The sequence below is a fragment of the Belliella filtrata genome, assembly GCF_022549775.1.
In the GTDB taxonomy this organism is placed as follows: domain Bacteria; phylum Bacteroidota; class Bacteroidia; order Cytophagales; family Cyclobacteriaceae; genus Belliella; species Belliella filtrata.
Window position 1 is genome coordinate 42,802 of sequence record NZ_JAKZGP010000012.1, and the last position, 14,314, is coordinate 57,115.

At 38.4% G+C, this 14,314-nt stretch carries 12 protein-coding genes; 6 read left to right on the forward strand and 6 right to left on the reverse strand.

Going from position 1 to position 14,314, the window contains the following annotated elements:
- Positions 1 to 111: 111 nt before the first annotated feature.
- Genes MM239_RS06890 through MM239_RS06905 form a run of 4 tightly spaced genes read right to left on the reverse strand, consistent with a single transcriptional unit; the run spans position 112 to position 6,633 of the window.
- The gene (locus MM239_RS06890) at positions 112 to 1,335 is read right to left on the reverse strand and encodes an ABC transporter permease (RefSeq protein WP_241347471.1); all 1,224 of its coding nucleotides are present in this window, start codon (positions 1,333 to 1,335) and stop codon (positions 112 to 114) included.
- A complete protein-coding gene (locus tag MM239_RS06895; RefSeq protein ID WP_241347472.1) occupies positions 1,332 to 1,964 on the reverse strand; it encodes an ABC transporter ATP-binding protein in 633 nt (210 codons plus the stop codon). The genes MM239_RS06890 and MM239_RS06895 overlap by 4 nt, the downstream gene beginning before the upstream one ends.
- The gene (locus MM239_RS06900) at positions 1,964 to 3,145 is read right to left on the reverse strand and encodes a hybrid sensor histidine kinase/response regulator (protein ID WP_241347473.1); all 1,182 of its coding nucleotides are present in this window, start codon (positions 3,143 to 3,145) and stop codon (positions 1,964 to 1,966) included. Before MM239_RS06900 ends, MM239_RS06895 begins: the two co-directional genes overlap by 1 nt.
- A 53-nt stretch (positions 3,146 to 3,198) precedes the next feature.
- Entirely contained in the window at positions 3,199 to 6,633 is a 3,435-nt protein-coding gene (locus tag MM239_RS06905) for a sensor histidine kinase (RefSeq protein WP_241347474.1), read from the reverse strand.
- Positions 6,634 to 6,765: 132 nt separating this feature from the next.
- On the opposite strand from MM239_RS06905, the gene sucD reads away from it, so the two are divergent.
- Entirely contained in the window at positions 6,766 to 7,647 is an 882-nt protein-coding gene (sucD, locus tag MM239_RS06910) for a succinate--CoA ligase subunit alpha (RefSeq protein ID WP_241297128.1), read from the forward strand.
- Between the two features lie 108 nt (positions 7,648 to 7,755).
- Here the strand turns inward: sucD and MM239_RS06915 are convergent, their stop codons facing one another.
- A complete protein-coding gene (locus tag MM239_RS06915) occupies positions 7,756 to 8,025 on the reverse strand; it encodes a hypothetical protein (RefSeq protein ID WP_241347475.1) in 270 nt (89 codons plus the stop codon).
- Positions 8,026 to 8,212: 187 nt separating this feature from the next.
- On the opposite strand from MM239_RS06915, the gene MM239_RS06920 reads away from it, so the two are divergent.
- From MM239_RS06920 to MM239_RS06940, 5 genes are all read left to right on the forward strand, one after another.
- Positions 8,213 to 9,400, forward strand: a complete 1,188-nt coding sequence (locus MM239_RS06920) for a DUF4221 family protein (protein WP_241347476.1) — start codon at positions 8,213 to 8,215, stop codon at positions 9,398 to 9,400.
- 140 nt (positions 9,401 to 9,540) lie between these two features.
- Positions 9,541 to 9,738 (forward strand): hypothetical protein, encoded by a 198-nt coding sequence (locus MM239_RS06925; RefSeq protein WP_241347477.1) that lies wholly within the window; start codon positions 9,541 to 9,543, stop codon positions 9,736 to 9,738.
- Between the two features lie 70 nt (positions 9,739 to 9,808).
- The gene (locus MM239_RS06930; protein ID WP_241347478.1) at positions 9,809 to 10,996 is read left to right on the forward strand and encodes a DUF4221 family protein; all 1,188 of its coding nucleotides are present in this window, start codon (positions 9,809 to 9,811) and stop codon (positions 10,994 to 10,996) included.
- Between the two features lie 59 nt (positions 10,997 to 11,055).
- The gene (locus MM239_RS06935) at positions 11,056 to 11,388 is read left to right on the forward strand and encodes a hypothetical protein (RefSeq protein ID WP_241347479.1); all 333 of its coding nucleotides are present in this window, start codon (positions 11,056 to 11,058) and stop codon (positions 11,386 to 11,388) included.
- A 130-nt stretch (positions 11,389 to 11,518) separates the two neighbouring features.
- The gene (locus MM239_RS06940; RefSeq protein WP_241347480.1) at positions 11,519 to 13,153 is read left to right on the forward strand and encodes an ABC-F family ATP-binding cassette domain-containing protein; all 1,635 of its coding nucleotides are present in this window, start codon (positions 11,519 to 11,521) and stop codon (positions 13,151 to 13,153) included.
- A 253-nt stretch (positions 13,154 to 13,406) separates the two neighbouring features.
- Here the strand turns inward: MM239_RS06940 and MM239_RS06945 are convergent, their stop codons facing one another.
- Positions 13,407 to 14,186, reverse strand: a complete 780-nt coding sequence (locus tag MM239_RS06945) for a zinc-dependent peptidase (RefSeq protein ID WP_241347481.1) — start codon at positions 14,184 to 14,186, stop codon at positions 13,407 to 13,409.
- Between the last annotated feature and the right edge of the window lie 128 nt (positions 14,187 to 14,314).

A 14,314-nucleotide genomic window follows, 5' to 3' on the forward strand; every position in this document is an offset into this window, starting at 1 on the left:
GACAATTTAATTCTCTCTTCACAAAACTACATTAAAGCGCTGACTTTACATGCCTATCTGTTTGGATTTAACAAAACACAAACATCGTAACAACTTGACTATTTAAGACTATCAGGATCTTGTAAGTTGCTTAGCTATATCTGTTCTGTATGCAGAGTAAGCAGGTATAAGTGATGCAACAAAACCCACAGCTACTGCATATACGATAATCCACATTTCTTCTTGCAAAAACACTGCCGCAGAAAGTCCACTTATAGCACCTTGCTCATTCTGCGCTACCAATACGGCAAGAAAAACATGCCCAATCGTAATACCGACCAATGCTCCAAGCAAAGTCAAAATAATCCCTTCTAATACAATATGCATGAACAACTGTAAACTAGACGCCCCCAATGTCCGCATAACTGCGAGATCATACTTTCTTTCTTTCAATGAATTGAATAAAGCAATAAATATCCCCAAGCCTGCAATAAATATAATGGCATAGGCAAGGCCTTGGATCAATTTCACCCCTACTCCTAAAAGCTCAAACAATCTTGAAATCTCAAAAGAAGGAGACGCTGCTTGCATAGAACTTCTGCTATTGATGTATCTCGGAAGTTGTACAGCGGCCATAGGGTTTCTATATTGCACTAGTAGTGAGGTAACCTCACGATCTTCTTCTGTAGGAGGAAAACCAGTCGTACTTACATCGGCAGTAAACTTATCATGATCATGCCCCTCATCATGTGAATACCATACCGACTCTATACTTGTCAGCACCAATTTATCCAATACATTATTCATTCTGTTAAGAACACCCGTAACGAGGTAAGGATGCTCATCGTGCTCGTGGCTACTACTCCCTATACCATGCGAGCCTATGAAATTATCCCCAACCTTCAGTTCAAGTTTTCTGGCTACCTCTTCTCCCAAGACTACCTCAAACGGTTTTTTCCAAATCTCGCCGTCTTCAATTTCTGCATTATACAATTGGAGGTAATCATGGTTGGTCCCGATGATCCTATATCCTTGATAGTTATCTCCCATCCCTAGCGGAATGATGTTTTTCACAAGTCGATTCCTAGAGAGTGATTGCGCTTCTTCCATATCAATATTTCCGGTTGGGAAATCGATATGGTATACACTAGATAGTATCAATTGTAGCGGGCTCCCCTTGGCGCCTACAACAAGATCTATACCCTCTGCATCTTTGGACATTTTGTTTTCAAACTGATCTTGTATCAAGATCAGCACTGTAATAATAGAAAGACCTAAGGCCAACAAAAGTATATTCAAACCTGTATTTAAAGGTTTTGCAATCAAATATTTCCAGCTTAGTTTTAACATATTCATGACAAACCTCCTATCGTTATTTGATTCACAACATGATCTTTGACTCTTTGGTCATGTGTCACTATGATGAGTGCCGCATGATGCTTTCTGGCTTGCTCCTGAAGTAGCTTTACTACAATTTCCGCATTTTGATCATCCAAGCTGGCTGTTGGCTCATCGGCTAAGATCAAATCAGGCTTATTAGCCAATGCCCTGGCTATCGAGACCCTCTGTGCCTCTCCTTCACTTAGGGTATTTACTTTTGCTTTGCGCTTATCTGCAATTCCTAACTCTTGGAGCAACTCGAGATTCCTATCCCCATTTATCCCAGAAAAAAAGTTAGCTAATTTGAGGTTCTCCTCTACAGTCAACGGGGAAAGAATATGAGGTTTTTGAAAAACGATACCAATATGCTTCCCTCTGAATTTATCCAATTTGGCTCCACTGAGCTGATTGATCAATGTATCACCTAGCCTGACTTCTCCAGCAAGAGGTTTCAATAAGCCTCCAAGAATATTGAGAATAGTAGTCTTTCCACTACCTGATTTTCCTAAAATCAAAAGCTGATCACCCGCATTCAACTGGAAGTCTGGAATATCAAATGGTTTACCTTTATCGTATTGAAATTTTACACCTTTTATCTCTAGCATTATTCTCTATTTATTGGCACTTTCACATGAAAGGTAGTGCCTTTACCTGCATCACTGACAAAACTTATATCTCCTTTAAGTACTTCTACACATTTCTTCACAATCGAAAGTCCCAACCCCGAACCTTCTATAATCCCCACATTCTTCGCTCTAAAGAAACGGTCAAACAACTGTTCTTGTTCCTTCTTTGGAATACCTATCCCTTGATCTTTGACTTCAGCAACAATGAAATTTCCTTCAGCCCATACTTTAAAATTGACTTGCTGACCGTCTTTTGAGTATTTGACAGCATTAGAAAGTAGGTTTTCAAATACTTGATACATCAAATCGACATCCGTCACCATTGATCTGGGTATTTTACCAATCTCAAGGGTAACTCTCACATCATTTTCTGCGCCAGCCCTGACCACATCTACGATCTCTTGAAAAAATGAGGTTAGGTACATTTTCTTTGGATTGTAGTCAATTTTATTAGCATCTGCTTTTCCAAAAAACAGCACGGAAGTCAACAAGCCATTCAAACTACGAACAGAACTTTCTATTTTGTTTGCATGCTTAGTGATCTTTGCCTTAAAAGGATGCTCCTTCTCAGCATACACTTGAAGCAACTGAGCTGAACTCAGTATGGATGTCAAGGGTGTTTTAAAGCCGTGTGAGACATTCAAAACAATCCGTGACTTAAGCTCTCCAATCTCTCTTTCCTTTTCCAATGCCCTGGTCAACTCTTTGTTCGCCTCATGAAGGTCCTTTGTCCTTTGTTTTACCTTTTCCTCGAGTTCATTGTTGAGTTTTTGTAATTCTTTCTCTTTTCTATCCTTGAATATAGCCAACTCTATAACCATATTGAGTTCACGGATATTGAAAGGTTTGATCACATAGGCACTAGGATTGGTACCGACTACCTTGGTCAATGTCTCTGAATCTGAGCTTGCGCTAAGGTATACTACAGGTATATCATATTTTTCATTTATGATTTCCGTTGTTTTGATCCCATCTAGCTCACCAGAAAGGTTAATGTCCATCATTACAATGTCAGCTGTATGCTTTTCTAAAATCTCTAAAGCTTTTTCGCCAGAGTCTGAAATCCCAATAATATGGTGGTTATTCTTTTCTAGTGCTTTTTTGAGTAAAAGAGCCGAAACATGATCGTCTTCAGTGATTAATATCCTTAATGGAAACATAGTTGATGATTAAATTCAATTGCAAATTACATGATTTAATGTTTTCCGAAAAATCAATTTGTTGATAATGGAAATTCTACCAATACTAAAGTACCCTTTCCTTTCTGACTTTCTAGTTTAATTTCGCCTTTTAAAATCTCCACCAAGCTTCTAGTAATAGTTAAGCCTAGCCCTGTACCTTCATACATCCTGCTATATCCTTCACTCTCTTGCTCAAAGGGATTAAACAGCTTATCCATAAAATCCTCACTAATACCGACTCCTTGATCTCTGATTTCTAACTTGAAATTTCCATTGCTTTCACCAACCTTCACAGAGACAAGTCCTTTTTCAGAGTATTTGATTGCATTACCTACGAGATTATTTATGATCATTTCCAAATACCTCCTGTCGATTTTTGCTACAAAAGGTTTTGTTTCAAATTTCGCTGAAAGCAACAAACCCTTCTTCATTGCTAGAGTCTTCAGCGGTATCAAGATCTTTCGGACATAATCATTGACTTGAGTCTCTTCAAGCAACACATCCATTTTGTTAGCATCGATTTTTGAGAGGTCCAAAATGCCATTTATAGTATGTAAAAGTCGTTCACCAGATTCACGGATGACTTCAAGTTGGCTCTGCAATTTTTGATCTTGTCTCCAAGTCTCCGCTATGTGGGCTGCCGTCCCAAGAATCCCATTGAGAGGTGTGCGAATCTCATGACTCATATTGGACAAGAAGCTAGACTTTAGTCTATTGGACTCTTCGGCCTTCTCTTTTGCTTGCTTCAAGCTTTCTTCATAAAGTCTCTTGTCTGTGACATCCCTGAAAACCGTAAGCAAGACTGTCTTACCTTGATACTCTGTATCTAACCAAGTGATGAACATAGACACAATTCTTTTACCCGACCTAAAAGGCATTTCAGCTTCATGCTCTATGATTTGGTTTTTTGTTTTTGCTCCTACTTTGGACAATATGATTTCCCTTTGATTCGAATAAAAATGTGGATCAGTGTACATCTCCTCAATCTGCATCTTTTCAAGCTCTTGCTTGGAGAACCCTGCCATCTTTTCCATACTGGGATTTGCAGTGAGAATCTTACCTCCCTCTAGAGACAAAATCAATCCATCGACTGAACTGTTCCAAACATTCCTAAACTGATTCTCCAAAGTAAAAGCCTCCTTGGTCTTTTCATCAATCGTTTTCTTGAGTAAGAGTTGACTCTTTCCTTGATTGATCAAGGTATTTAACAAAAAACCTATGCCTACAAAGACTCCAAGGATTAGTAAAATAAACCAACCTTGAAAATAAAAAGGCCTTCTTATCGTAAATGACTCACTGAGAACCTCATCAGAATAAATAACACCACCCAAACTAGAAAACATCCGTAACCTGTAAGTACCTGCGGGAAGATTATTGAAGGTAAGTACACCTGTATTCGGGTTTTGTACTTGCTGCCAATCTTCATGATAACCTTCCAGCTTATAATTCACAACCAAATCGGTAAATTGAAGAAAGCTAATTGCTCTGTAATGGATTTCAATGGAATTATTTTGATAAGCTATTCTTCCTAAGTTCGGATGCTCTATTTCCTTATTCATCAAAGAAACACCCAATATAGAAGTCGAAGGTGCAACCAGCTTGACGTTATCTTCCGAAGGGAAATAAACAGAAAGACCTCTCTGAGTACCTATCATGATCCTTCCCCTATCTGTTTCTAACATAGCACCTCTATTCACCTCTGTCCCAATCAAGCCACTTTTTTGATCAAATTTCCTAATTGAAACTTCGTCTATCATATACACACCCTGATCTGATCCTGCCCAAATCTTCCCTCGTGAATCTTTCATCAATACAAATATTGGCCTCCTGATACGCTGACCTCTAAGTTCAAAATCTTCAATCATCCCATTTTCCCATACTTTGAGTCCTGTTTCTGTGCCAAGAAGCATTCGTCCTTCTTCTTCCAAAAAATCATACCCTATGACATTGATATACTTGTCAGTTTGCGACATTGTTCCTTGAATCAACTCATTTCCACCTTGTAAAAAAATCAATCTACCATCTTTGAGTTTGTCAACTTTTCTTAAAAAAACCTGTTCCTTTGGGATATCCTTCAATAGCTCTAGGGTGATATCATTCTCAAAAAAACCTGATTTTTTGTAAATATCGGAAAGGTACACTCGATCACGAGTCACTACGAATAAAGAGTCTCCGATTGCTTTTACAGAAGTCACAAATTTACCCTCACCACTCTCTTCATAAGTCAACTCTCCATTGACAGGATCGTATCTCCCAACACCAGCAAGATTTGATGAAAACCAAAATATGCCATTTTTATCTTTTGAAAAATTCGTCACCCTGTTTCTAGGCTGGCCACCCAGCGCTGAATCATGACGTAAATTTTTATAAGCGCCATTTTCAAAAAGTTGTACCCCGTTGTTGAAACCAAACAAAAATTTCCCATCACCCAACTTGGCAACTGCAGTGACCTCATCCTCTAGAAATCTTCTTGAATCATAATTCAAAAACAACAGCGAATTAATATTGACTAAGCCCCGGTTGGTTCCAATCCATATTACTCCTTCTCGATCTACAAAAGCTGTGTAAATATTGTAAGCCTTGAGCGCATCCAAAACACTTATTTCTTGGACTTGATCATTTTCAGGATTATACTTATAGAGCTGTGAATTGAAAAAGTAATACACCCTACCACTTTCAAACTGAAGCCCGCTGTAATCAACCACACTGTAAATATTCTTCACAAACCCTCTATGAACCAACTTATCAATTTTCAAAAATGAGGAGCCTCTAGCCAAAAAGTCCTTCCCCAAATAGTAAAATTCTTTCTTAATCTCACAATAAGCTATATACAATACTGGACCTGGAGTCTCCACCCCATCATAGTGAATTTCCTCTAATCCAGCAGGAGAAAGCAGAAAAGTCGCATACTCAAAAGACAAGTAGGACTTGCCATCATAAAAGAATCCCGATACAAAAGGACCATATTCTAGGGTAGGAAATTTAGTTTTTGCCCATTTTGCATCTGACATTGAAAAAGTCCAAATGGCATCATGCGTGATGATACAAACAACTTTATCTTTACCCCCTCCCAGGACGGTCACATTGAGATATTTTAGTGTATTCGTCTCTTCCAAGTCTGGAGGAAGTTGAAGCCTTTCCCAGCCTTGCTTTGATTGAAAATAAACCCTAGCCTCTTTGACTGTATTGAATATCCAAATCTTTCCATCTTTGTCCTTTTGAAAATTCACTTTGTTCGTAAGGTCCTCAGATACGCTATCTGGTATACTGTATGTAGACATGCCATCTGAGTAATAGACCCCATCATTCGTATTGAACCAAATCAAGCCCTCATGATCTTGAGTTACTTGTTTGACATTGGAAGTAGGTAATGATACACCTTTGATTTCACTATTGAATTGAAAAGATTGACCAAAGAGATCAAAATCCAGTAGCATAAATAAAAGGATAACGTAAATTCTCTTCATATAATGGGCTTAGGCGGGTCTAAAATAGGAAAAAGATAATGAGTGTGTAAATAAAATGGATATTGTTTGAGAATTCTTTTTGTCTAAGGGCTTATTCTTTTATTTTTGTGTCAAACTTATAAAAATCGCAACATGAGTGTTTTAGTTAATAAGAATTCAAAAGTGATTGTGCAGGGTTTCACTGGATCTGAGGGTTCATTCCACGCACAGCAAATGATAGAGTACGGAACCAATGTAGTCGGTGGTGTAACCCCAGGCAAAGGCGGCTCTACTCATCTTGAAAAGCCAGTGTTCAATTCAGTAGAAGAAGCTGTAGAAAAAACAGGTGCAGATACCTCAATTATTTTTGTACCGCCAGCTTTCGCAGCTGACGCCATCATGGAAGCAGCTGATGCTGGTATCAAGGTAATCATCGCTATCACAGAAGGAATTCCTGTAGCTGACATGTTGAAAGCTAAGCCATATATCAAGCAAAGAGGAGCTACTTTGATAGGTCCTAACTGTCCAGGAGTAATCACTCCTGGAGAAGCCAAAGTAGGTATCATGCCTGGTTTTGTATTCAAAAAAGGTAGAATTGGTATCGTGTCAAAATCAGGTACTTTAACTTATGAAGCGGCTGATCAAGTAGCAAAAGCTGGATTAGGTGTATCAACAGCAATCGGTATCGGTGGAGACCCAATCATCGGAACTTCTACCAAAGAGGCGGTACAACTTCTTATGGAAGATAGCGAAACTGATGCCATCGTAATGATCGGTGAAATCGGTGGAAACTATGAAGCTGAAGCTGCAAAATGGATTAGAGAAACAGGAAACAAAAAGCCTGTAGTAGGTTTCATAGCAGGACAAACAGCACCTCCAGGACGTCGTATGGGTCACGCAGGAGCCATCGTAGGCGGAGCAGATGATACAGCAGAAGCCAAGATGAGAATCATGAGAGAAAATGGCATCCATGTGGCCGAATCACCAGCTGAGATTGGTGCTGTAATGGCTAAAGCACTTGGGGTGGAAGCTTAATATCTAAAAATACCATAAAAAAATCGCTTCAGGAATTCTCTTGAAGCGATTTTTTATATATCAAAACTAAAAAATGGCTGTTTCGAAAATTCGAAACAGCCATTTTAATTATTCTTCGATCTTGTCTAGACCATGCTCTTGCTCAAACTGATTCCTCTTGATTTCGAAACGTTCGATTTCTGCATTTACTAGGTCGAGGGATTCATTGTATCTTGCAAACAAATCCGACATGTTTTTCTCCATTTCTGAAAAATTGAACTCCATAGCGTCCAACTGAAGTTTGGAGGATTTTTCGATCATGGCAACCTGACTGTGCTTTAAGTCCTCAAGCATTCTCAATGCCCTATCCATTTTCTCTAATTTCTCTCTGTTATTCATATCTAAAATATAATTTTTGATAAGATAAGTACAAAGACTGTTCCAGAAATAACAAACTTTGATTCTACCCTGATATTAAAATTATTCAGACTAAAATTGCTTTAATGTTACTTTTTATTAAATTACAAATCAGTCTAATGTAGCTTTCGAGCAATCGGAAGCTACAAACTTTTCAATCCAATACACCATGAAGATTATCAATATAAGGCTTATTTTGCTAAAGCTTATTTTAATATGCATCTACTCCTGCGCTGGAAATCAAAGCTCGGAACCTGAACTCAGCTTTAAGGAAATTCATACTTATGAAATTCATCTAGACCGATTCACCTCTCCTGTTGAGGAGTACTTTCAATATTTGAGTGATTGGAAAGGTAAAGAAGCTTATGCTTTTCATGTTGAGGCAAAAGGACATATCAAGCTATACAGTCTAGAGACAGGAGAGCTAATAGAAAGTATAGCATATGCAGAAAATCAACCTAACCTTCAAACTGGAATTCATGAATTTTTCATTCTAAATGAAGATAGCATCTTTCTAAATCGCCGGAGAGCATATAAAATATACCTCATCAACAAGGAGTTTGACATTGTTCAAACCTTAGATTTTTTTCTGGAAAATGATGAAATAGATAAAAACACAGGTTGGCCAAAATCCAAAGAGGCATTTATGCCTGTATTCAGCAGGAATAGACTTTTCAGGAAGATCGAAGATAAGGTCTATGTCTCAGGCGCACCAAATATCAATGCAGTATTTGCCGAAGCAACTAGTGTAAAAACCCTTCTCAATTCCAAAAGTCTAGTCACCGGCGAGACACAATCACTTTTAGGTTTTCCTGAAAAATTGCAAGGTAGGGGGTTAGGAGAATATTATGGAAAAGTATTATTGGATTACAGCTATGACGAGGACTTCTTCTTGTTAAGTTATGCTGCGGACGAAAAAGCTTACTTGGCAAACAGGGAGTTGAATATTATAGAAGAGTTTGACGCATTTCCGAAAAACTACAAAAAAGCCCCACCTCTATCCTCTAAAGAAATCGAAAACAATGATGCGTACAGATCTCATTACCAGAACCACCACATCTTTGGATCTATTCATTGGGATCCATTTCGAAAACTCATCTATAGAATAGTTGAGGAGCCAAATAAAAATTATAAACCAGGATTGCTACGTGACCCAATTCACCGAGCTCGGAATATGACGATTATGGCTTTTGACCCAAAGCAAAACTATCGTAAAATCGCTCAACTCCTAGTTGAAAAATCAGAAAATGGGACTTATCTGGACCGATGTTTTGTCAATGAAAAAGGGTTCAATATCACTTATGTCAGCAATGAAAATGAGGATAAACTTTACTTCAAAACCTACTTAGTAGAATGAGGTATATTTATTTCATATTTGTGTTTCAGCTTCTTTCATATTGTAGCTCAAAAAGCAGCATCCTGATTTTAAAATTATTTAAATTAAACTTGCTTTAATGTTATTTTTTTTTAATTGACCCCAACTAAAAAACAAATACTATGAAAAACAATCAAATTAAAAAATCAATTTTCTCAGTTGCCTGTGCTATCGCAATGATTGTCTCTTTTGGTTTATTGTTCCATGGCTCACTAACAGAAGCTCATGCACAAGAAGGGTTTAATCCATGGGCAGGTAGCGAATTTTGTGAAGAACCTGGTAATTATTTATGTATTCCAGAAGTTGAAGTCCAGGATTAATTAAATTACAAATGAGTCTAATGTAGCTTTCGAGCAATCGGAAGCTACAAACTTTTCAAACCGATACACCATGAAGAAAATCAATATTAAGCTTATTTTGCTAAAGCTTATTTTAGTCTGCATGTACTCCTGCGCTGGAAATCAAAGCTCGGAACCTGAACTCAGCTTTAAGGAAATTCACACATATGAAATTCATCTTGACCGATTCACCTCTCCTGTTGAGGAGTACTTTCAATATTTGAGTGATTGGAAAGGTAAAGAAGCTTATGCTTTTCATGTTGAGGCAAAAGGACAAATCAAGCTATACAGTCTAGAGACAGGAGAGCTAATAGAAAGTATTGCATATGCAGAAAATCAACCTAACCTTCAAACTGGAATTCATGAATTTTTCATTCTAAATGAAGATAGCATCTTTCTAAATCGCCGGAGAGCATATAAAATGTACCTCATCAACAAGGAGTTTGACATTGTTCAAACCTTAGATTTTTTTCTAGAAAATGATGAAATAGATAAAAACACAGGTTGGCCGAAATCCAAAGAGGCATTTATGCCTGTATTCAGCAGGAATAGACTTTTCAGGAAGATCGAAGATAAGGTCTATGTCTCTGGCGCACCAAATATCAATGCAGTATTTGCCGAAGCAACTAGTGTAAAAACCCTTCTCAATTCCAAAAGTCTAGTCAACGGCGAGACACAATCACTTTTAGGTTTTCCAGAAAAGTTGCAAGGTAAAGGATTAGGAGAATATTATGGGAAAGTATTAATGGATTATAGCTATGATGAGGACTTCTTCTTGTTAAGTTATGCTGCGGACGAAAAAGCTTACTTGGCAAACAGGGAGTTGAATATTATAGAAGAGTTTGACGCATTTCCGAAAAACTACAAAAAAGCCCCACCTCTATCCTCTAAAGAAATCGAAAACAATGATGCGTACAGATCTCATTATCAAAACCACCACATCTTTGGATCTATTCATTGGGATCCATTTCGAAAACTCATCTATAGAATAGTTGAGGAGCCAAATAAAAATTATAAACCAGGATTGCTACGTGACCCAATTCACCGAGCTCGGAATATGACGATTATGGCTTTTGACCCAAAGCAAAACTATCGTAAAATCGCTCAACTCCTAGTTGAAAAATCAGAAAATGGGACTTATCTGGACCGATGTTTTGTCAATGAAAAAGGGTTCAATATCACTTATGTCAGCAATGAAAATGAGGATAAACTTTACTTCAAAACCTACTTAGTAGAATGAGGTATATTTATTTCATATTTGTGTTTCAGCTTCTTTCATACTGTAGCTCAAAAAGCTCCATGGAAAATATGATATTGAGCTATGTTGAAGAAATCACTAATTCCAAACCTCAAGAAGATCACCAATACATACTGGTTTCAGACTTCAGCTGTGCACCATGCAAAGAAAAAATCTTTAACGAAATAGAAACTACAAATAGCCAGACCATTTACATAATTGTCCAGCCCAGAAACAGATCAATTCTTGAAGAACGGTTCGATCGTGCGATTGAAAATAAAATGGTTTTCATTGATTTTGAAGGCATTAACAGAAAACAGGGTGTAATATTTGACAATGCTCTTGAACTAAAAATGCGAGACAAGAAATGGCAAGTAGCGCTAAAACTAGATTAGATTTCTATAATTCTACTTAAAAGTATTATCAATATTATAAATCCAAACACCATTTTTTAAATTCGATCTCAGGCCTAGCCATAAATTTCAGCCTTCAATTCCCTACATTTGCAGGGGAATAGCGAAAATCATGATATCAGTAGACAATATTTCAGTTTTGCATGGAGGACATGCATTGTTCAGTGACGTTTCATTTTCAATCAACGAGAATGATAAAATCGCCCTTATGGGTAAAAATGGTGCAGGAAAATCCACCATGCTTAAGATCATTGCAGGCGCAACCAAAGCCACAAAAGGTGGAGTTTCTGCACCAAAAGATGCAGTGATTGCATACCTGCCGCAGCATTTGCTCACATCTGACGATTGCTCAGTAAGAGATGAAGCAGCCAAAGCATTTGCCTCCTACCTGAGCATGAAAACTGAAATCGAAAGGCTCAATGAAGAGCTTACTGTCAGAACAGACTATGATTCTGAAGATTATTATAAAATCATCGAACAAGTATCCGAACTCAGCGAAAAATTCTATGCTATAGAAGAAGTCAATTATGAAGCTGAAGTCGAAAAGGTGCTATTGGGATTAGGATTTGAAAGAGCTGACTTGGACAGGTCAACCTCTGAGTTTTCAGGTGGCTGGAGAATGCGCATAGAGCTCGCAAAAATCCTCCTTCAAAAGCCCGACCTCATCCTTCTCGATGAGCCAACGAACCATTTGGATATTGAATCCATACAGTGGCTTGAAGAGTTTTTGACAGAAAAAGCTAAGGCAGTGGTAGTAATCTCTCACGATAGGGCTTTTGTAGACAACATCACCAACCGTACCATCGAGGTCACCATGGGAAGAATCTACGATTACAAAGCCAAATACTCCCATTACCTCGAGCTGAGAAAAGAGCGCAGAGAGCAGCAACAAAAGCAATATGACGAGCAACAAAAGTTCATTGCAGAGACTACTCAGTTTATAGAAAGATTCAAAGGAACTTATTCCAAAACGCTACAAGTACAATCTCGGGTGAAGATGCTAGAGAAACTTGATATCGTGGAAGTAGATGAAGTGGATACTTCGGCTTTGAAGCTCAGGTTCCCTCCTTCGCCAAGATCAGGCAAATACCCAGTGATCGTACAAGACCTCTCCAAGGCATATGGAGACCATGTGGTATTCAAAGATGCGAGCATGATCATCGAGCAAGGGCAGAAAGTATCATTCGTGGGAAAAAACGGAGAAGGTAAATCCACCATGATCAAAGCCATCATGGGAGAAATTGACTATGAAGGCAAGTGCGAGCTTGGACACAATGCAATGATTGGCTATTTTGCTCAGAATCAAGCATCTTTACTTGACGAGAGTTTGACCATATTTGAGACCATAGACCAGATAGCTGTAGGTGAGATTCGTTCCAAGATCAAAGACTTGCTTGGTGCTTTTATGTTCAAAGGAGATGATATCAACAAAAAAGTAAAAGTACTTTCTGGAGGAGAAAAAACCAGGCTTGCCATGATCAAGCTTTTGCTAGAGCCTGTCAATCTCCTGATTCTCGATGAGCCAACCAACCACTTGGACATGAAGACCAAGGACATCATCAAAGATGCACTAAAAGCCTTTGACGGCACCTTGATCATCGTATCGCATGATAGAGATTTCTTGGATGGATTGGTCACCAAAGTATTCGAATTTGGCAATAAGCGTGTCAAAGAACACTTTGAAGACATCAATGGATTCCTGAGAAATAAGAAATTGGAGAATTTGAGAGATGTGGAGAGGAAGTAGATTAGATATATACCCATGGCTGGTGCCTTCACCAGCCAATATCGCACGAGCCATCCAAATCAAGTGTTCTGTGAGGACACAGAGCACGGGGGAAATAAGATGGATAAATGCTTCGCGAAATAAATTGAAATAAATCGCAATCTTCCCTACTTTATCAGGGAAACCGATCTAACCCCATGGTTTGTGTCCCCACAAACCATTCCCCTATCCACACTCCATGGCTGGTATCCTCACCAGACATTCAAAGAAAAAATCACCCCCTACTAGCAATTACTAGCGGATCTTGCCGAAGTAAGTAAACCAAGGACTGATAGAGCTCTTTGTTGTAAGCCTTGAAAGCGGATGATTTCTCAAAAAAGGTTTCTAAGGCAACAGCAAAAAACTCATGAGCATTTATGCCTGCACTTTCTCTGAAAAGTGATTTCTGATTGTTTCGGATTTTCTCCATTTCCAATTTGGCCTGTTCCGCATACCTTTCCCAAAGATCAGGATTAAAAAAACGACTCTCTCTGTTGTAATGAATCTGATTCTCCAGTTTCATGGCATGAGCTATTTCATGAATTCCTAAGTTCACCCCATTCTCTTGGTCTATAAAACCCTTTACAAAATTCTCCCAAGACAACACTATGATACCCAGTCTAGGATTCACTTCACCTTGATGATATTGCTTGTTTATGGTCGAGTAATAGGAATCTGGATAGATAAGAATCTTACTGAAATGCTTCAGCCTGACCCGAGGATACCCGAATGTGACCATCACCGCAGTGGCGGCGATCAAAAGTTTCATCTCTTGAGTGACGACTTTCAAGTCTCCTCGTGGCAAAAACTCCTTTTCGGCTATAAACCACTCCACTTTTTCAACAAATTCCTCCTTATGCACGTTGGAAAGCCCCGCATAATATGAAAACAGGTTTGTTAATACATTCTTATCTTGGGGTGAAAGTTTTTGCTTGATCAATCTCAATTTGAGATTTCTGTAAGAAGCATACACATGCTCTCCAAGCGAAAAGAATAAACGTGTGAAGAAAAACATCCAAACAGCTGGTTTAAAATTGAAAGACTCCTGCAAAATAACAAAAGCTTCTGAATTCACTCTTTTACTTTACCAGCTACTTTGCTAATGTGCTCCTTTTCTTTCCCCCACCCCAAGGCTGGTATCCT

Excerpts from the sequence above, each read along its gene's own strand:
- MM239_RS06890 (WP_241347471.1), bottom strand. The coding sequence starts at position 1,335 with ATGAATATGTTAAAACTAAGCTGGAAATATTTGATTGCAAAACCTTTA.
- MM239_RS06895 (WP_241347472.1), bottom strand. The coding sequence starts at position 1,964 with ATGCTAGAGATAAAAGGTGTAAAATTTCAATACGATAAAGGTAAACCA.
- MM239_RS06900 (WP_241347473.1), bottom strand. The coding sequence starts at position 3,145 with ATGTTTCCATTAAGGATATTAATCACTGAAGACGATCATGTTTCGGCT.
- MM239_RS06905 (WP_241347474.1), bottom strand. The coding sequence starts at position 6,633 with ATGAAGAGAATTTACGTTATCCTTTTATTTATGCTACTGGATTTTGAT.
- sucD (WP_241297128.1), top strand. The coding sequence starts at position 6,766 with ATGAGTGTTTTAGTTAATAAGAATTCAAAAGTGATTGTGCAGGGTTTC.
- MM239_RS06915 (WP_241347475.1), bottom strand. The coding sequence starts at position 8,025 with ATGAATAACAGAGAGAAATTAGAGAAAATGGATAGGGCATTGAGAATG.
- MM239_RS06920 (WP_241347476.1), top strand. The coding sequence starts at position 8,213 with ATGAAGATTATCAATATAAGGCTTATTTTGCTAAAGCTTATTTTAATA.
- MM239_RS06925 (WP_241347477.1), top strand. The coding sequence starts at position 9,541 with ATGAAAAACAATCAAATTAAAAAATCAATTTTCTCAGTTGCCTGTGCT.
- MM239_RS06930 (WP_241347478.1), top strand. The coding sequence starts at position 9,809 with ATGAAGAAAATCAATATTAAGCTTATTTTGCTAAAGCTTATTTTAGTC.
- MM239_RS06935 (WP_241347479.1), top strand. The coding sequence starts at position 11,056 with ATGGAAAATATGATATTGAGCTATGTTGAAGAAATCACTAATTCCAAA.
- MM239_RS06940 (WP_241347480.1), top strand. The coding sequence starts at position 11,519 with ATGATATCAGTAGACAATATTTCAGTTTTGCATGGAGGACATGCATTG.
- MM239_RS06945 (WP_241347481.1), bottom strand. The coding sequence starts at position 14,186 with ATGTTTTTCTTCACACGTTTATTCTTTTCGCTTGGAGAGCATGTGTAT.